Genomic DNA, 16,021 nt, shown 5'->3' on the forward strand with positions numbered 1-16,021 from the left:
GGTTGCCTATTTTGTAAGAAATAAGGGCTGTTTCGGTATTTTTGCGGCGACAGGAAAAAGAAAGGGTTTTCATTGATAGACGAAGGTGTTACATTGCAAGAGCGGAAGGTTCACAAGCGAACTGAAAGCGTTGCCGTGGCATCATAGCCTGTAGCGATCGCGAACGCGACAGGCGCATTAGGAGGGACGGATTTGAAACAAAAGGAATTGCACGCATCAACAGGCAGTCGGTCCCGCCGGAGAGGAAGACTGGATTCTATCTTTGCCAACCGTTATTTGTACATGATGATTGCTCCGTTTCTTCTTTATTACATCCTCTTTTATTATGTTCCTTTTAGCGGATTGCGAATGGCATTTATGGACTATAAGCCTTTTCTGGGGATGAGCGGGAGTCAGTGGGTCGGGTTTGACAATTTTATCGAATTTTTTAATGGACCGTTTTTTTGGAGGATTATTCGCAACACCATCTATATCAGTGTACTGATGTTGTTTTTTTCGTTTCCGATTCCCATTGTTCTCGCGATATTGTTCAATGAGCTTGGAAGCAAAAGGTTTCGAACTCTCGTGCAGACCATCTCCTACATGCCGCATTTCATTTCAACGGTCGTCATTGCCGGGCTGGTCGTTAACTTTTTGTCGCCGTCAACGGGGATCGTCAATATTTTTCTCAATATGATGGGCTTTGAAAGCGTTTATTTTTTAACGAAACCAGAATATTTCCGTGCCATTTATGTGATTCAAAGCATTTGGGCCACCGCGGGATTTTCTTCGATTATTTTCTATTCGTCCTTGATGTCTATCGATTCGTCTCAATATGAAGCCGCTACCATTGATGGAGCGGGGCGATTCAAACAGATTCTGCATGTCTCGCTGCCGGGATTGTATTCGACGATCGGCATTATGCTTATTCTCAGTATCGGCAACATTATGCATGTCGGTTACGAAATGATTATTCTGCTGTATCAGCCAATCACTTATGAAACGGCCGATGTTATAGGATCTTTCGTATACAGGATGGGGATGGAGAATACGAATTACTCCATGTCAACGGCCGTAGGCTTGTTTAATGGGATCATTTCATTAGTTCTGGTGTTGACGGCCAATCGGATTTCCAAAAAAATTAGCGAGGTATCCATTGTATGAGGAGGGGAATCGGAGGATGAGTCGAACAACGGGAGAAAAAATATTCGGCGCCGTCAATATCGGATTTATGCTGGTCCTGATGGCGGCGACGCTGTATCCCCTCTATTACGTGGTAATTGCCGCCATCTCCAATCCGATGGCCGTATCGATGGGAACCGTTACGGTTTGGCCGCAGGGCCTGGCGTTGGACTCCTTCAAGAAAGTGGTCAGCATGGATAATATCTGGACGGCATACGGGAATACGATCTTCTATTCCGTCGTGGGCACGGCAATCAGCATGACGCTGACAGTACTGGGCGGTTATCCGTTATCCAAGCGGCGGTTGAACGGAAGAAAAGTGATTACGATCTTCATATTAGTCACTCTGTGGTTCAACGCCGGCATGATGCCGACCTATTTGAATTTTCAGAACCTCGGATTGTTAGATACGCGATTGGGTATTTTGCTTTGCTTCGCCGTGGATACGTTTTATGTCATTCTTATGCGTACTTTTTTTGAGAATGTGCCTGATTCCATGGAAGAATCGGCCAAGATGGACGGAGCTAACGACTGGACGATTCTGACGCGCATCTATTTGCCGCTATCCTTGCCTGCGCTTGCGACGCTGACCATGTACTATTTCGTAGGACGCTGGAATGCGTATTTCTGGTCGATGCTATTGCTTAGGGATCAGGATCTGGTTCCGCTGCAAGTATTGCTGAAGAAGCTCATCGTTGAAGTGTCGTATAATAATAACGAAACTTTCGATATGAGCGCCAATCTCATGACGGAGCAGACGATTGTTTATGCGACCATCGTTGTCGCCGTATTGCCGATGCTTGTGATGTATCCATTCATTCAACGTTTTTTTATCAAAGGAATTATGGTAGGCGCAATTAAAGGGTAATCGCCATTCTGAGCAAAGACACGACTAATCAATTGGGGGAATCGATCCATGAATAAAAATCTTTCAAAAAGTTTACTGTTAGCGCTGCTTGGCAGTATGCTCCTGACCGCTTGCACCGGCAACTCGAACGAGGCTGACAATGGCAAATCGGGTTCCGTTGCCCCGACCAGTTCATCTGCTTCGGGGGGAACGCAAACCTCGGGATACAACGGCGTCGACAATCTGAAGGTGTCGGAGGAGCCGCTTACGGTGTCCTTATTCTATTCTTTCGGAATAAACGGGGCGCCTAAAGGGGATATGCCGGTCTGGAAGAAAACGGCGGAAATTACGAATGTTACGATGAAGAATGTCGCCAATGAATCGATCTCCGACGATCAGCAATCGTTGAATACGATGCTGGCATCCGGTGATATTCCCGATATTATTCAAGGAAGCTTGACGATGCTGAATCCTGTCATTTCGCAAGGCGTTTTTATTCCGTTGGATGATCTGATTGATCAATATGCACCCAATATCAAGAAGTTTCTGGAGGATTATCCGGATGCGCGCCGTGCCGGTACCGCTCCGGACGGCAGCTTGTACGCGATTACGGGAACGCTTGGCGGCGAGCCGGGCAAGGCGCTGCCGGCCGTGGGCTACTTCGTTCGCCAAGATTGGCTGGATAAGCTGAACCTGCAGACGCCAACGACGCTCGAAGAGTATAAGGATGTCTTGTACGCCTTCCGGAATCAGGATCCGAACGGCAACAACAAGAAGGACGAAATTCCGTACTTCTTCCGGGACAAGGGAATTGCGAACTTGCTTCAACTGTGGGGAGCCCACAAAGATTGGTATATCGGAGAGGACGACAAAGTTCATCAGGGGAAGGCCGAGCCTGAGTACAAGGCGGCTATGAAGGAGCTCGCCCAGTGGTATAAGGACGGCATTATCGATCCGGAAATCTTCACCCGCGGTTCCCAAGCCCGTCAGTACTTGCTCGGCAACAATCTGGGCGGTGCAACGATTGACTGGTTCGCTTCGACCTCTGCTGTGAACGATGCCGTGAGAGAGCAAGTGCCGGACATTCATTTTGCCGCTATTGCGCCGCCTGCGGATGTTAACGGCGTCGTCAAGATGGATATTACCCGTCCGGCGATTCATGGCATGGCTTGGGGAATTTCGAGCGCTGCGAAGGATCCGGTCACTGTCATTAAATACCTGGACTTCTTCTTCAGCGAGCAAGGCGAGATGCTGATGAACTATGGTATTGAAGGCGAGGACTACACGATGATTGACGGTGAGCCGGTACCATCGGACGAAGCGCTTACCTATCCGACCGGATTTCCTTTCTACCTCAGAAGCATCGGAGCCGGCTACGAGATCGGACGCCGAGGCAGTTCGGACAGCGAAGTGAATACGATGAACGAGATTGGCAAAGCGGGGTTTACGATGTATGCGGAAAGCGATTGGTTGTCGCAGCCCTTTCCAACCCTTTCCTATACGGAAGAGGAAAGAAAAACTATTGATAACGCGATGGTCAATTTGAAGCCATTCATTGATGAATACGAGCAGAAGGTTCTTATGGGGGCCGAGGATGCAGATTCCTCCTGGGATAAGCATCTGGAAGAAATGAACAAGATGAATCTGCAAAAAGCGTTGGATGCTTATAACAGCGCTTATGAAAGGTATAAGGCCGATAATAACTGACGGCGCTTAAGCATGAAACCAACTGTTCCTCCCGAAAGCGGACCCGGGAGGAACAGTTATAGGAATGGGAGGGGGTAAGATCATGAAGCTGGAATGGGAAAAGCCAAACAGGATAGTGTCCTTATTCATTTGTTTTTGTTTATTTTTGCAATGTATTACCGCATACTTCATACATGCCGATACGGCTGCGGCTACTGCGGCTACTTACGATCTGGATACGGTGATTGAGCTGGAGAACACCGATTTTCAAGGCGCATTTTCGGTGGTGGAAAATGTATACGCTTCCGGCGGCGAATATATTGTAAACAATGACAGCGGCGGAAATCTGAGCGACCCTGACGGTCAGGAACCGGAAATTCTGTTGCCGCTAACCATGGAGGAAGCCGGCACTTACTATGTCTGGCTTAGGGCCAATGCGCTTAATAGCGGGCGGGATTCATTCTATATCGGCTTTAACGACGAAACATTAAATAGTAAACCTTACGGCACCACCTTCCCGATTCGCGAGGACGGGAGTTTCATCTGGGTGCGGGTGAAAACGGCGACGCTCAGTGCAGGAGAGAATACATTGAAGCTCTATCATCGCGAGCGAGGGCTTCAAATGGACGCTATCTACGTGACATCTCGCGCATGGTTCGATCCTGACGCGGCACCGCCGCCAACGTATGCGCTGGATACGACAATCGAGCTGGAGGATACGCCGTTCCAGGGGAATTTCACGGTGGAAGAGAGCGTGTACGCTTCCGGGGGCCAATATATATCGGACACCGTATCGAGCGGCAACCTGACCGATCCCGACAGCCAAATGCCGGAAATAGCGATGTCGTTCGAGATTGATGAGGCGGACACGTACTACGTGTGGCTGCGGGGCAACGCGGCGAGCAGCTCGGCCGACTCGTTCTATCTCGGCTTCAATAACGAGGAGCTGAGCGGCGGGTCCTACAGCAGCTTCCCAATTCGCGAGGACGGCAGCTATAGATGGGTGCGAGTCAAAGCAGTCTCGCTCGAAGAGGGGACGAATACACTGAAAATCTATCACCGCGAGAAGGGGCTCAAGATGGACGCGATTATGGTCACCTCGAACGCGCTCAACAATCCCGCCAGTTCCGAATACGTGGAGCCGGCTTACCCGATGCCTTCCGAGTTTACTCCGCCGGCTGGTCATCCGCGAATTTATTTTGGAAGCGATGATATTCCGGATATTCTCGCGAATAGCGTCAAGCCGCAAAATGCGGACGCAATGGCCAAGTTTCAGGCCAATTTGCTTTCGACCGCGGACGGCAGCCTGCCCGTTGTCGCGGGGAGCGCCAACTTTAACGCCGCGACGCTCGACGTCATTGAGAGCCGCGCGTTCGAATACGCGCTTCATGGCGACACGCAGATCGGTCTCAGCGCGATTTCCGCGATGCGCAATTTTATGGAGACGGTGAGGTTCTCTTCGACAGACTATAACGGACAAGGGCAATCCATCTTCGTCGCTGCTGAAGTGTATGATTGGTGCTACGCGCTGCTGACGAGCCAGGATCAATCGAAATTCATCAATTTCGTGACGTCTGCGGCGTCGCTTATGGAGATTGGATGGCCGCCGGTCAAACAAGGAGCCGTCGTTGGCCATGGGGTAGAAGGTCAGCTTTTGCGAGATTTGGCGGCTGCGGGCATCGCGATGTACGATGAACGGCCCGATATTTTTCAGCATACGGTCGGACGCATCTTTGCGGAGTATATCGATCCGAAGCTATTTATGTACCAGGCGCAAGCGCACAATCAAGGAGACAATTATATGCAGTACCGCTTTCAGTGGGAAATACTGTCGACCTGGTTGTTCGATCGTGCCGGATATGCCGAGATTTTTGGCCCCGATCAGCAATACGTAATGTATTGGCCGCTCTATGCCAGACGTCCCGACGGCGTGGTTCTGCGCGACGGAGACAGCAGTCGCAACAATAATGTAGTTGGGAAGTATGACCCGTCGTTCTACCGCTCCATGCTGCTGGCAGGCAATTACTTCAACGATCCGTATTTGAAGGAAGAAGGAATGCGGGAGCTGCCGTTTTTGAAGCTGCCGGATCCATTCAGCAATCAAACGATTAACCCGGTCGAGTTTCTAGTGTTCAATAACCCGGATCTTGGCGGCCGACCAACCAGTGAGCTGCCGATGACGATGTACTATCCGTCGCCGAAGGGAGGAATGATCGCCCGGACCGGCTGGGAGGATGGCTTCGATTCCCCGGCTGTCGTGGCGGAGATGGAGATTAACGAATGGTGGTTCGGCAATCACCAGCATCTGGATGCAGGGTCCTTCCAGATTTATTATAAAGGCGCGCTCGCGACCGATTCAGGGTACTACAAGGCCGCTCTGACAACGCCCAGCCAGACCAATAACGGCAGCACGGCATACGGGAGTCTCCATGACATCGATTATAACAAGCGTTCCATTGCGCATAATACGATGCTTGTCTACGATCCGGACGAAGAGTTCGTCCGCGGGGGCGTCCGCGCCAACGACGGCGGGCAGCGCATTCCGAACGAAGGCAAGGAGCCGAGGACGCTGGAAGAGATGCAGGACCCGGATAACGGATACCAGACAGGAGAGATTCTCGGTCATGAATTTGGCGAGGACCCTGTTGAGCCGAATTATACCTACTTGAAGGGCGATCTGACAAAGGCATACTCGGATAAAATATCAGATTACGAACGAAGCTTCATGTTCCTGAATTTACAGGATGACGATCATCCGGCGGCGATGGTGGTGTTCGACCGCGTCGTGTCCTCGAATCCCGACTTTAAAAAGACTTGGCTGCTGCACGGCTTGGAAGAGCCCGTAATCACGGGCAACCGGACGGTGTTCAAAAACGAGCGTCCCGGATACAATGGCAAGCTGACGGTCGATACGCTGCTGCCGCAGGCGAGTGACGCTCAAATTGAGAAGATCGGCGGACCGGGCCAGGAGTTTATGGTGGATGGCGTCAATTACGACGCGTTGACCGTCCCCAATGGCAATAATGAAGGGGGAGGCTGGAGAATGGAGCTTTCCCCGCAAACGGCCAAAGCCGAGGATTATTTCCTGAACGTGCTTCAGGTGGGCGATGCCGATGCGGAGGTTGAAGCGCTGCCGGTTGCCAGAATTGAAACCGATGATGTGGCAGGCGCTGTTATTGCAGACCGCGTAGTGGTGTTTGGCAAAAATAAACTGCGGACTTCCTCGGATGTTGAGTTCGAATTCTCGGGCGAAGGCGAATACGAGATTACCGTCGCCGATTTGACGGCAGGCACGTGGACGGTTGAACGTGACGATGTCGCGGTAGACGAGGCGATTGTAACGGAAGAAGGCGGCATCGCCGCATTCCATGGAACACCGGGAGCTTACAAGCTCGCCTATCTTAATGCCAATGCCGTTCGCCCTGTCATTCCCGTGGACCCGCCCGTCCATAACGAAACGGCCATTCGCGTCAATAACACGTTTGTATACGCCGAGGTATCGCCCTTTATGGAAGGAGAACAGCTGTTGGTTCCGGTGCAAACCATCTTCAATCATCTGGATATCCCTTTTGCATGGGACGAAGGGACCCAGACCGCGACGATAACCAAAGACGGGCAAGAGCTGACCATCGAGAGCGGTTCTTCCACCGCTTATCTGGATAATGAGCCGGTACCAATGCAAGCCCAAGCAAGAATAGTCGACGGTGTGTTTATGGCTCCGGCCAGCCTATTGTCGTCGGATACCTGCTTTGCTAATTTGGAGATGGATGATTTCGCGAACGTCTTGTACGTGACTCCATCCATAGAGCCTCCAATTTAAGTAGGACCAGGACGGCGATTGCAAAGATTATCGTAATATACGGCATGATGAGGAAACGGGTGAAACGATGAAAGAGCAAAGATTATCGACGCAGCCGCTCAAGCTGCTGCCGAATCGAGTATGGCGAACATACGAGGGAGGGCGCCTGCTGGAGGCTTGGTCAGGCGCGATCGAACCGAAAGACGGTCCGTTTCCGGAAAATTGGATAGGGTCCGTAGTACGGGCTCATAATGTTGGCAGGGAGCGGCTCGTAGAGGGTTACAGCAAGTTTATTGCCGCGGACGGTACCGAGCATCCTCTTAAAGATTGCATAGAGCAGGACCCGCAAGCTTTTCTCGGCAGACGTCATGCGGAGAAGTACGGAAGGCAGACGGCAGTATTGGTGAAAGCGCTCGATTCCAGCGAGCGCCTCACCATTCAGGTTCATCCGGATCGCCGCTTTGCCAAACGGCATTTCCAATCCCATTACGGCAAGACGGAAGCTTGGTATGCACTGGGCGGCAGAACGATTGACGGCGAGGAACCCTATGTGTTGCTTGGCTTCAAACCAGGCGTGACGAAGGAGGTATGGCGCAGGTTGTTCGAAGAGCAAGATCTCGAGGGCATGACCCATGCGCTTCATAAGGTTCCTCTGCGCGAAGGGGAGGTCTTCCTGATCGAGGGGGGCGTCCCCCACGCCATAGGCAGCGGCTGCTTGATCATCGAGATTCAGGAGCCGACGGATTTGACCTTGCGAACCGAACGTACGACTCCTCGCGGAATGCTCGTGCCGGATCAAGCTTGTCATCAAGGCATTGGATTCGATCGCATGCTGGACTGTTTCCATTACGAAGAACTGAGTTATGAGGATACAATGCGAAGATGGAAGAAGGAACCGCGCGTCGTCAACGCTACGTTGGACGGGACGGAGTGGGAGTTGATCGGGGAGAACGATACGGAATGCTTCCGCATGCGCAGGCTGGATATTAGCGGTCGGTACGGCATGAGCGGAACAGGCGTGTTTTGCATTGTGATCGTCGTTGAGGGCAAGGGGAAAATAGGCTGGTCTTACGGCGAACAAAGCCTTAAAGAAGGGGATTCGTTTTTTATCCCTGCAGATTGCGAGTTTGTGCAGTACGTGCGCGAAGGAGATACAGAACTGCGGATTGTGCTTTGTTTCCCTCCTCAGACAAATTTGGGAGTTTAGGTAGAATTTGAAGCGAGAGAGCATCTATGCTGATGTTTGGAAAAACAGCAATAGATACTGCTCTCGCTTTTGCTTGGGAGTTGAATCATTGGTGAATTCTCTTGAATTGTTGTTGACCAAATTGGTCAACGTTTAGTTGTCTCATGGCATTCCGGGAGGATCAGCCCACCGCAACCGGCAAATTTTTCTCGAATAACAGCACATCGAAGCCATCGATAATCGAAGAGCCGTTTCTGGCGTAGCCGTTCTTCTCGAACAGCTTATGCGCATGCTCTTGATTCCTCAGCGCATCGAGATAGATATGCGTGAAGCCAAGCTCTGTCGCGCGTTCCTCCAGCCGGCTGAGCATAAGCTGGCCGTAGCCCCGCTTCTGGTAATCGGGATGAACGCGCAGGCGTTTGATTTCCGCTTTGCCTTCTCCCAGTTTCTTCAATCCGCCTATGGCAATAACCTGTCCGTCATTATCCGTTCCGACTAGAAAATCGCCTCCGTTTTGCAGGTATTGCTCATCAATATGGAAGATATCGTGATAGTGCTGATGGGTGGGTTCGACGCCGGCTTTAGAGATAACCAGCAAATGAACGCGCCATACATAATCATGATCAATTGTGGAATATTGTCTAAGTTTTAACATAAGGACCACTCCTCGGCAAAGTTATGTTATATAATCTAACGCGAATTTCGGAAAAAGCAACTAAAATTTTAAAAAGTTCACATAAGACTATTGACTAATCCGGAATCGACGTTAAAATAAAATCAAAGCCTAGCCGAAATGAAAGGTTTAGTGTTAGGAAAACTAACGTACGAGAAAACGGAAAGAAATCCAATTTAATAATTTACGCGAGGAGAATGACAATGATGTCATTCCATCGCGGGCAATGAAGCCCTGTTTGTGCAAGAGAAGGACGTACCGAGGTGTCGGTATATCGTTCACTCTGTGCAAATGGGGCTTTTCGGTTTTGCGGGAACGAAAGATAGGCAGACAGAGAGAAAACAAAAAAAGAACGAACAAAATGGAGGGATTGGACGATGAAAGCAGCGGACTTATTCAAGGTGAGGGATGAGCGAATTAAAGTATTGCATTTGACGATGATTGCCTTCTTCATTACGTTTGTAACCTGGTTTAACATGGCTCCGCTCGCAACAACGATGATGGATGATCTCGGCTGGATGACAAAGCAGCATACGGCCGTGCTTGGTTTACTGAACGTAGCTCTCACGGTGCCGGCGCGCGTTATTATCGGCGGTCTGTTGGATCGCTTTGGTCCGAGAAAGGTGTTCAGTATTCTGCTCATAGGGATGTCGATTCCTACCTTTGTCTTCGCCTTCGGAGACAGCTGGGCGCAGTTGGCTATTTCGAGACTGCTCCTTAGCTCGATTGGCGCAGGCTTCGTTATCGGCATTCGGATGGTATCCGAATGGTTTCCGCCGAAATCGGTTGGTTTCGCGGAGGGCTTCTATGCCGGATGGGGTAATTTCGGTTCCGCGTTCGCGGCTATGCTGCTGCCTTGGGCAGCTCTCACGTTAATCGGCGGCGATAACGGATGGCGTTACGCAATTGCGCTCACTGGTTTGATCTGTTTGGTATATGGTCTTATCTATTATGCTTTGGTGAAGGATACGCCGGAAAATAAAGCGTACTTCAAGCCGAAAAAATCATCGGCGATGGAAGTGAGCAGCTGGGGCGATTTGATTCAGCTCATTGCCTGGACGGTGCCTTTGGTCGGAGTACTTGGATTAATAACATGGAGGATTCATGGTTTCAATCTTCTGTCTGGATCCGTTTCTACAATTATCTACGTTGGTCTTGGTTTCTTGCTTGTGTATCAAATCATTCGAATTCTTCTAGTGAATATGCCGATTCTGAAGAAGGGCGTTCCTCAGGACGATCGTTACAAATTCAGAAACGTCGCTGCGCTTAATACGACTTACTTTGCCAACTTCGGCGCTGAGCTTGCCGTCGTCTCGATGCTCCCGATGTTCTTCCAGACGACGTTCTCGCTTAGTCCGACAAAGGCGGGGCTCATTGCTTCCTGCTTCGCATTCGTTAACTTATTCGCGAGACCGATCGGCGGCATTCTATCGGATCGCATGAAAAATCGCAAAATGGTCATGCTGATCTATATGACAGGCATTACGCTGGGCTTCCTGAGCATGGGATTCATGACGGAAGGCTTCCCGCTTGGAGCGGCCGTTGCGCTCACAATTCTGACCTCCATGTTCGTGCAAGGCGCGGAAGGCTCGACGTTCGCGATCATTCCAATGATCAAGAAGCGGATTACTGGGCAAGTAGCGGGTATGGCGGGGGCTTATGGAAATGTCGGAGCGCTAACCTATCTTACCATTCTGACCTTTGTTACACCACAGCAGTTTTTCTTCGTGCTTGCCAGCGGGGCGCTTGTCAGTCTAATCGCTTGCGCAACGATGCTGGAGGAGCCTAAAAATGCGTTCGGGGAAGACTATGAATTGTCTTCGGTAGACCAGGAGCTCATCAGCTCTTCGCAGAAGACAGCGCCAAGCATGACTAAGGTGCCTGCAGCTGCCACGAAATGATGAAGAGTTGTTCTTGAAAAATAGAGGTTAAATAGAAACACTATTATAATAGAAGAAACTCGATCGATAACGGTCGAGTTTCTTCTGTTTTTTTGCGCCTATACCAATCGAAAGAAACTATTATTGACCATATTGGTCAATTGGATTACAATAGTATTGACCAATATGGTCAATGACTGTGTTTCCTATTTCGAAAGGAGGAGCAAGCTTGTTCACGAAGTTTCATACCATAGATAGAGAGAAGCAAGTGCGCATTCTGAACGCGGCAATGAAGGAATTCGGCGCAAAGGGCTATCAAGCGGCGTCAACGAATGAAATTGCGAAGGAGGCGGATATCTCCAAGGGGATTTTATTTCATTATTTTACAAGCAAGAAGGATCTGTATCTCTATCTGTTCGATTATGCGGTGCGGGAAGTTTCCGAGGGCATTCACAGTAAGGTTGATAAGGAAGAGCGCGATTTGTTCGTGAAGCTGCGGAAGATGGCGGAGGCGAAGCTCGAAATTTTCAACCGCTATCCCGATATCTTTGAATTTCTGAAATCGGCCTGCAGCGACGATGATAAAGTAGTGATGGGCGAGATCGATGCGTTGATGAAGGAAACTGCAGCCAATGAATTCAAAAACTTGCTTCACAATGTAGATTTGACTTCGTTCAAGAAACGGGTCGATCCGATGAAGGCAATCAACGTTATTCTATGGTCGCTCGAGGGTCTTAGCGCGCAGAAACGGGAAATGATGCGATTGTCGAAGGAAGAAATCGATATCCCGGCGTTGATGCAGGAATTCGATGAATATATCGCGTTATTTAAGGCGAGCTTCTTAAAAAAATAAGCAGGAAATCCTTCCGAATTGTAGGAGGGTTGTTCTTGTTATGATCAGAGGAGGGAACGAAGATGGCTATAATTGAGCTGGATCGATTGACGAAGAGCTACGGCGAAGCGAGGGGCATAACGGAGCTGAGCTTTCAGGTGGAGGAAGGGGAGATCTTCGGCTTCATCGGCCCGAACGGAGCGGGCAAATCGACCACGATTCGGACGATGCTGGGACTTATCTATCCGACGAGCGGCAGCGCGAAGATCTTCGGAAAGGATTGTATTGCGAATGGGCCGGAGATCAAACGCGAGATTGGCTATTTGCCTTCTGAGGTTTTCTATTATGACAATATGCGGGTGAAAGAGCTTCTGCAGTATTCCGCCTCTTTCTACAAGAAGGATTGCAGCAAGAGGATCAAAGAGCTGGCCGAGGCGATGGAGCTGGATTTAAGCAAACGAATCGACGATTTGTCGCTCGGAAACAAGAAGAAGGTCGGCATTGTGCAAGGGCTGTTGCATGAGCCGAAGCTCATCATTCTGGATGAGCCGACAAGCGGGCTTGATCCGCTCATGCAACAGCGCTTTTTCAGTCTGTTAGAGGAGGAGAATCGCAAGGGGGCTACGATTCTGTTCTCCTCGCATATTTTAAGCGAGGTACAGCGCCTCTGCGACAGAGTGGCAATCATCAAGGAAGGGCGATTGATGGCGCTCGAGAAGATGAGCGAGCTGAAGGAAAACACGCATAAGCGCTTTAAGCTGGAACCTAAATCGAAAATCGATAAGAACGTATTCCGGGTGGACGGGGTTACGGAGTGGAAGGAAGGGAATGGCGAAGTCAGTTTTTTGTTCCACGGCAACATTAATGAAATTATGGCCAAGATTGCTGATGTAGAGCTTGCGAACATTTGGGTGGAGGAGCCGGATTTGGAGGAAATCTTCATGCATTATTATGTGAAGGAGTGAGCGAGCATGAATATGTATCGATTCGAAGTGATGACGGGTCTCAGGGCGGCGTTGCTCTGGGGAATTGCACTGGCTGCGGTGGCAGGCTTCATGATGAGCTTGTATCCCTCGTTCGCAAGTGACGCGGAACAGTTCAAGCAGCTGCTGAACGGTATGCCGGAGGCTGTGCTGAAGGGCCTGGATATCGAGATTGACTCGATAACCTCTCTGCTGGGATTCTATTCCTACATCTTTCTCTATATCGCTCTCGGGGGCTCGATTCAGGCGATGCATCTGGGCGTATCCATTGTGTCGAAGGAGACGCGGGAGAAGACAGCCGATTTTCTGCTGACTAAGCCTGTGGCGAGAAGAAGTATACTTGCTGCCAAAACCTGCGCGGCGTTAACATCGCTGCTTATCACGAACGCCATCTATATCGCGGCGGCAATGCTTATAGCGCAGCTTGTGCACCAAGATGCGTACAGTGAAGGAGCCTTGCTGCTCATATCGCTGACTTTGCTATTCATGCAGCTTATCTTCCTTGCTCTCGGTTATGCGGCCTCTATGCTGATGCCGCGGATGCGGACTGTGTTGCCGGTATCGCTCGGCACGGTATTCGCCTTCTTCGCCATCTCGTTTATCAGCTCTTCGGCGGGCGATGGATTATTGCGTTATTTTACACCGTTTCAATTCTTCGATCGCGCCTATATTATGCGGCATAACGGCTACGAGGCAACCTATCTTGCGATAGGAGCCGCTGTCGTTGCGGTGTGTCTGGGACTTAGCTTCCTACATTACAGCAGGAGGGATGTGACGGCATGAATCTATTCTGGAGAGAAATGAAGGCGAGCCGGAAGTCGCTCATCATCTGGATCATTGCTATTGCGGCTATGGTCGGCGGCGGGATGAGCAAGTACGGAGGGCTCGAGGGTTCAGGGCAGACGATGAATGATCTGATGGCGGATATGCCAAAGGCTATGAAGGCGATAATGGGCGTCGGCGAACTGGATATGGCGACGGCCGGGGGCTATTATGGCATTCTGTTCTTGTACTTGATTGCCATGGCGGCGATTCATGCATCCATGCTCGGCTCGAACATTGTATCCAAGGAAGAACGGGACAAAACAACGGAATTTCTGCTTGCGAAGCCGATTTCGCGAAGCTGGATGCTGACGTTCAAGCTGCTGGCCGCTTCGATGAATGTCGTTGTTATCAATGCGGCAATGCTTCTCTCCTCTTTCTTGTTCGTCACGCCATATGCGAACGGGGAATCTGTCTCTAGGGAGATCGGAAAGCTGATGCTCGGCATGCTGTTCGTGCAGCTATTGTTCCTGAGCGTTGGAGCGGCGATTGCATCGGTGTCGAAGCGTCCCAAGCGGGCGGTTGCTCTATCGGCGGGCGTCATGCTGGCGACGTTCCTGCTGTCGCTTGCGATTGAGATCAGCGGGAATATCGACTATCTCTCGTATGCAACGCCTTTTCAATATTTTGACGCTAGCGGGGTCATACGTTATGGCATTGACTTTGTGTATGTGATTCTCAGCGTTATTCTGATTCTGATTTCGCTGTTAGCTGCGTATATTCGTTATAATCGGAGGGATCTGACGATCTGATTCCGGGGAAATTTCGCAATTGCCCTCCATTTCGGTTAAAATAAGAGAAACGAAAACAGGAGTGTGACGATCCTTTGGATGATCTTCCCTTACCCTTGCTTTTGACGCTTGGGGCATTGATACTATTATCGGCTTTCTTCTCATCGGCGGAAACGGCATATTCCAGCGCGAATAAGATCAGACTCAGGAATTATGCGGATGAGAATAAACCCGGCGGCAAGAAGGCGTACTTTATTGTCGATAATTTCGATAACGCGCTCTCGACAATTTTGGTGGGCAATAATATTGTGAATATCGCGGCGGCGAGCATTTCGGCCAAGTTGTCGACGGATATATTCGGCGATAGAACGGGGCTGCTCGTCAGCACCTTCGGGATGACGGTGCTTATTCTTATTTTCGGAGAAATTCTTCCCAAGTCGATTGCCAAAGAAAACGCGGAAGCCTATTCGCTTCGCATTTCCGGTATCTTACTTCTTCTTATTCGCATATTGACGCCGATTAACTATTTGTTCCGGATTCTGAAGAATGGCGTATCCAGACTGTTCTCTCGGGGCGAGAAACCGAATTTGTCTGTTACCGAGGATGAGATTAAGGTTATGATCGATATTAGCGAGGAAGAGGGAGTCATAGAGAAGGAGGAGCGGGAGCTTGTTCACCGCTCTCTTGAATTCGATGAAATTACGGTCGGCGAGGTGCTGACGCCTCGGCCGGATATGATTGCGGTTGAGGTGGATATGCCGGAAGAGGCGATAAAGCAGGTATTCCTGAGAGAGCGATTCTCCCGAATTCCGGTCTATGACAAGGATATTGACAACGTCATCGGAATTTTGTCGGAGCGCGACTTCTTCGCGGCGCTATTGCAGCATCAGGAAGCGGATATTCGGAAGCTTATTCGAAAGCCGAAGTTTGTAGTGAAGTCGATGAAGGTATCGGCCTTGCTGCTGGAGCTGCAGAAGAGCAATGTACATATGTCGATTGTTATTGACGAATTCGGCGGCACCTCCGGTCTGATTACCCTGGAGGATGTGCTGGAGCAATTAGTTGGCGAGATTTGGGATGAGCATGACGTGGTTGTGCATATGTTCAAGCAGCTCGATGATTATACATTTGAGATGAACCCGCAGATATCGCTGGATGAATTCGCGGAAATTATGGGGCTGTCGCCGATCGACAGTCATTTCCACAACCTGGGCGGCTGGATCTTCGGCAATATCGACCGCATTCCGCATAAGGGCGACACGATCTCCTACGAGCATCTCACGATGACGGTCGCAGAGGTGGAGAAGAAGCGAATTAAGAAGGTGAAGGTAGTAGTGAATGAGATTGAGACGGCCTCCGAATAGGGCATTCGATATAGAAACGGCAGCGTTGGACATTTGCAAGAAGTCCGATGCTGCCGT

At 50.2% G+C, this 16,021-nt stretch carries 12 protein-coding genes; 11 read left to right on the forward strand and 1 reads right to left on the reverse strand.

Translation table 11 applies throughout. The features are described 5' to 3' along the window. Nucleotides 1-192: 192 nt before the first annotated feature. From HFP08_RS25775 to HFP08_RS25795, 5 genes are all read left to right on the forward strand, one after another. Nucleotides 193-1,143 carry an ABC transporter permease gene (locus HFP08_RS25775; protein WP_168123513.1) on the forward strand — a complete coding sequence of 317 codons (951 nt, stop codon included), beginning with the start codon at nt 193-195 and terminating at the stop codon, nt 1,141-1,143. 16 nt (nt 1,144-1,159) lie between these two features. Next, a complete protein-coding gene (locus HFP08_RS25780) occupies nt 1,160-2,029 on the forward strand; it encodes a carbohydrate ABC transporter permease (protein WP_168123514.1) in 870 nt (289 codons plus the stop codon). A 48-nt stretch (nt 2,030-2,077) separates the two neighbouring features. Next, nucleotides 2,078-3,715: a type 2 periplasmic-binding domain-containing protein gene (locus HFP08_RS25785; RefSeq protein WP_168123515.1), complete on the forward strand. Its 1,638-nt coding sequence runs from the start codon at nt 2,078-2,080 to the stop codon at nt 3,713-3,715. An 82-nt stretch (nt 3,716-3,797) separates the two neighbouring features. Further along, nucleotides 3,798-7,514 carry a heparin/heparin-sulfate lyase HepB gene (gene hepB / locus HFP08_RS25790; protein ID WP_168123516.1) on the forward strand — a complete coding sequence of 1,239 codons (3,717 nt, stop codon included), beginning with the start codon at nt 3,798-3,800 and terminating at the stop codon, nt 7,512-7,514. 67 nt (nt 7,515-7,581) lie between these two features. Continuing rightward, nucleotides 7,582-8,700, forward strand: coding sequence for a type I phosphomannose isomerase catalytic subunit (locus HFP08_RS25795; protein ID WP_168123517.1), 1,119 nt, complete (start codon nt 7,582-7,584; stop codon nt 8,698-8,700). Between the two features lie 160 nt (nt 8,701-8,860). On the opposite strand, the gene HFP08_RS25800 is transcribed toward HFP08_RS25795, so the two are convergent. Then, the gene (locus tag HFP08_RS25800) at nt 8,861-9,334 is read right to left on the reverse strand and encodes a GNAT family N-acetyltransferase (protein ID WP_168123518.1); all 474 of its coding nucleotides are present in this window, start codon (nt 9,332-9,334) and stop codon (nt 8,861-8,863) included. A 395-nt stretch (nt 9,335-9,729) separates the two neighbouring features. Between HFP08_RS25800 and HFP08_RS25805 the strand changes: the two genes are divergently transcribed. The 6 genes from HFP08_RS25805 (at nt 9,730) to HFP08_RS25830 (ending at nt 15,964) form a co-directional block, all read left to right on the forward strand. Continuing rightward, nucleotides 9,730-11,253, forward strand: a complete 1,524-nt coding sequence (locus tag HFP08_RS25805; protein ID WP_168123519.1) for a NarK family nitrate/nitrite MFS transporter — start codon at nt 9,730-9,732, stop codon at nt 11,251-11,253. Between the two features lie 208 nt (nt 11,254-11,461). Continuing rightward, a complete protein-coding gene (locus HFP08_RS25810; RefSeq protein WP_168123520.1) occupies nt 11,462-12,085 on the forward strand; it encodes a TetR/AcrR family transcriptional regulator in 624 nt (207 codons plus the stop codon). Between the two features lie 62 nt (nt 12,086-12,147). Further along, on the forward strand, nt 12,148-13,029 hold the full coding sequence (locus HFP08_RS25815) for an ABC transporter ATP-binding protein (RefSeq protein ID WP_168123521.1): 882 nt from the start codon (nt 12,148-12,150) through the stop codon (nt 13,027-13,029). 6 nt (nt 13,030-13,035) lie between these two features. After that, the gene (locus HFP08_RS25820; protein WP_168123522.1) at nt 13,036-13,830 is read left to right on the forward strand and encodes an ABC transporter permease subunit; all 795 of its coding nucleotides are present in this window, start codon (nt 13,036-13,038) and stop codon (nt 13,828-13,830) included. Further along, on the forward strand, nt 13,827-14,621 hold the full coding sequence (locus HFP08_RS25825) for an ABC transporter permease subunit (protein WP_168123523.1): 795 nt from the start codon (nt 13,827-13,829) through the stop codon (nt 14,619-14,621). Before HFP08_RS25820 ends, HFP08_RS25825 begins: the two co-directional genes overlap by 4 nt. Before the next feature lie 74 nt (nt 14,622-14,695). Further along, complete coding sequence (locus HFP08_RS25830; protein ID WP_168123524.1) at nt 14,696-15,964, forward strand: hemolysin family protein; 1,269 nt, start codon at nt 14,696-14,698, stop codon at nt 15,962-15,964. Nucleotides 15,965-16,021: the final 57 nt, after the last annotated feature.

The sequence above is a fragment of the Paenibacillus sp. HB172176 genome (assembly GCF_011947265.1).
In the GTDB taxonomy this organism is placed as follows: Bacteria; Bacillota; Bacilli; order Paenibacillales; family Paenibacillaceae; genus Pristimantibacillus.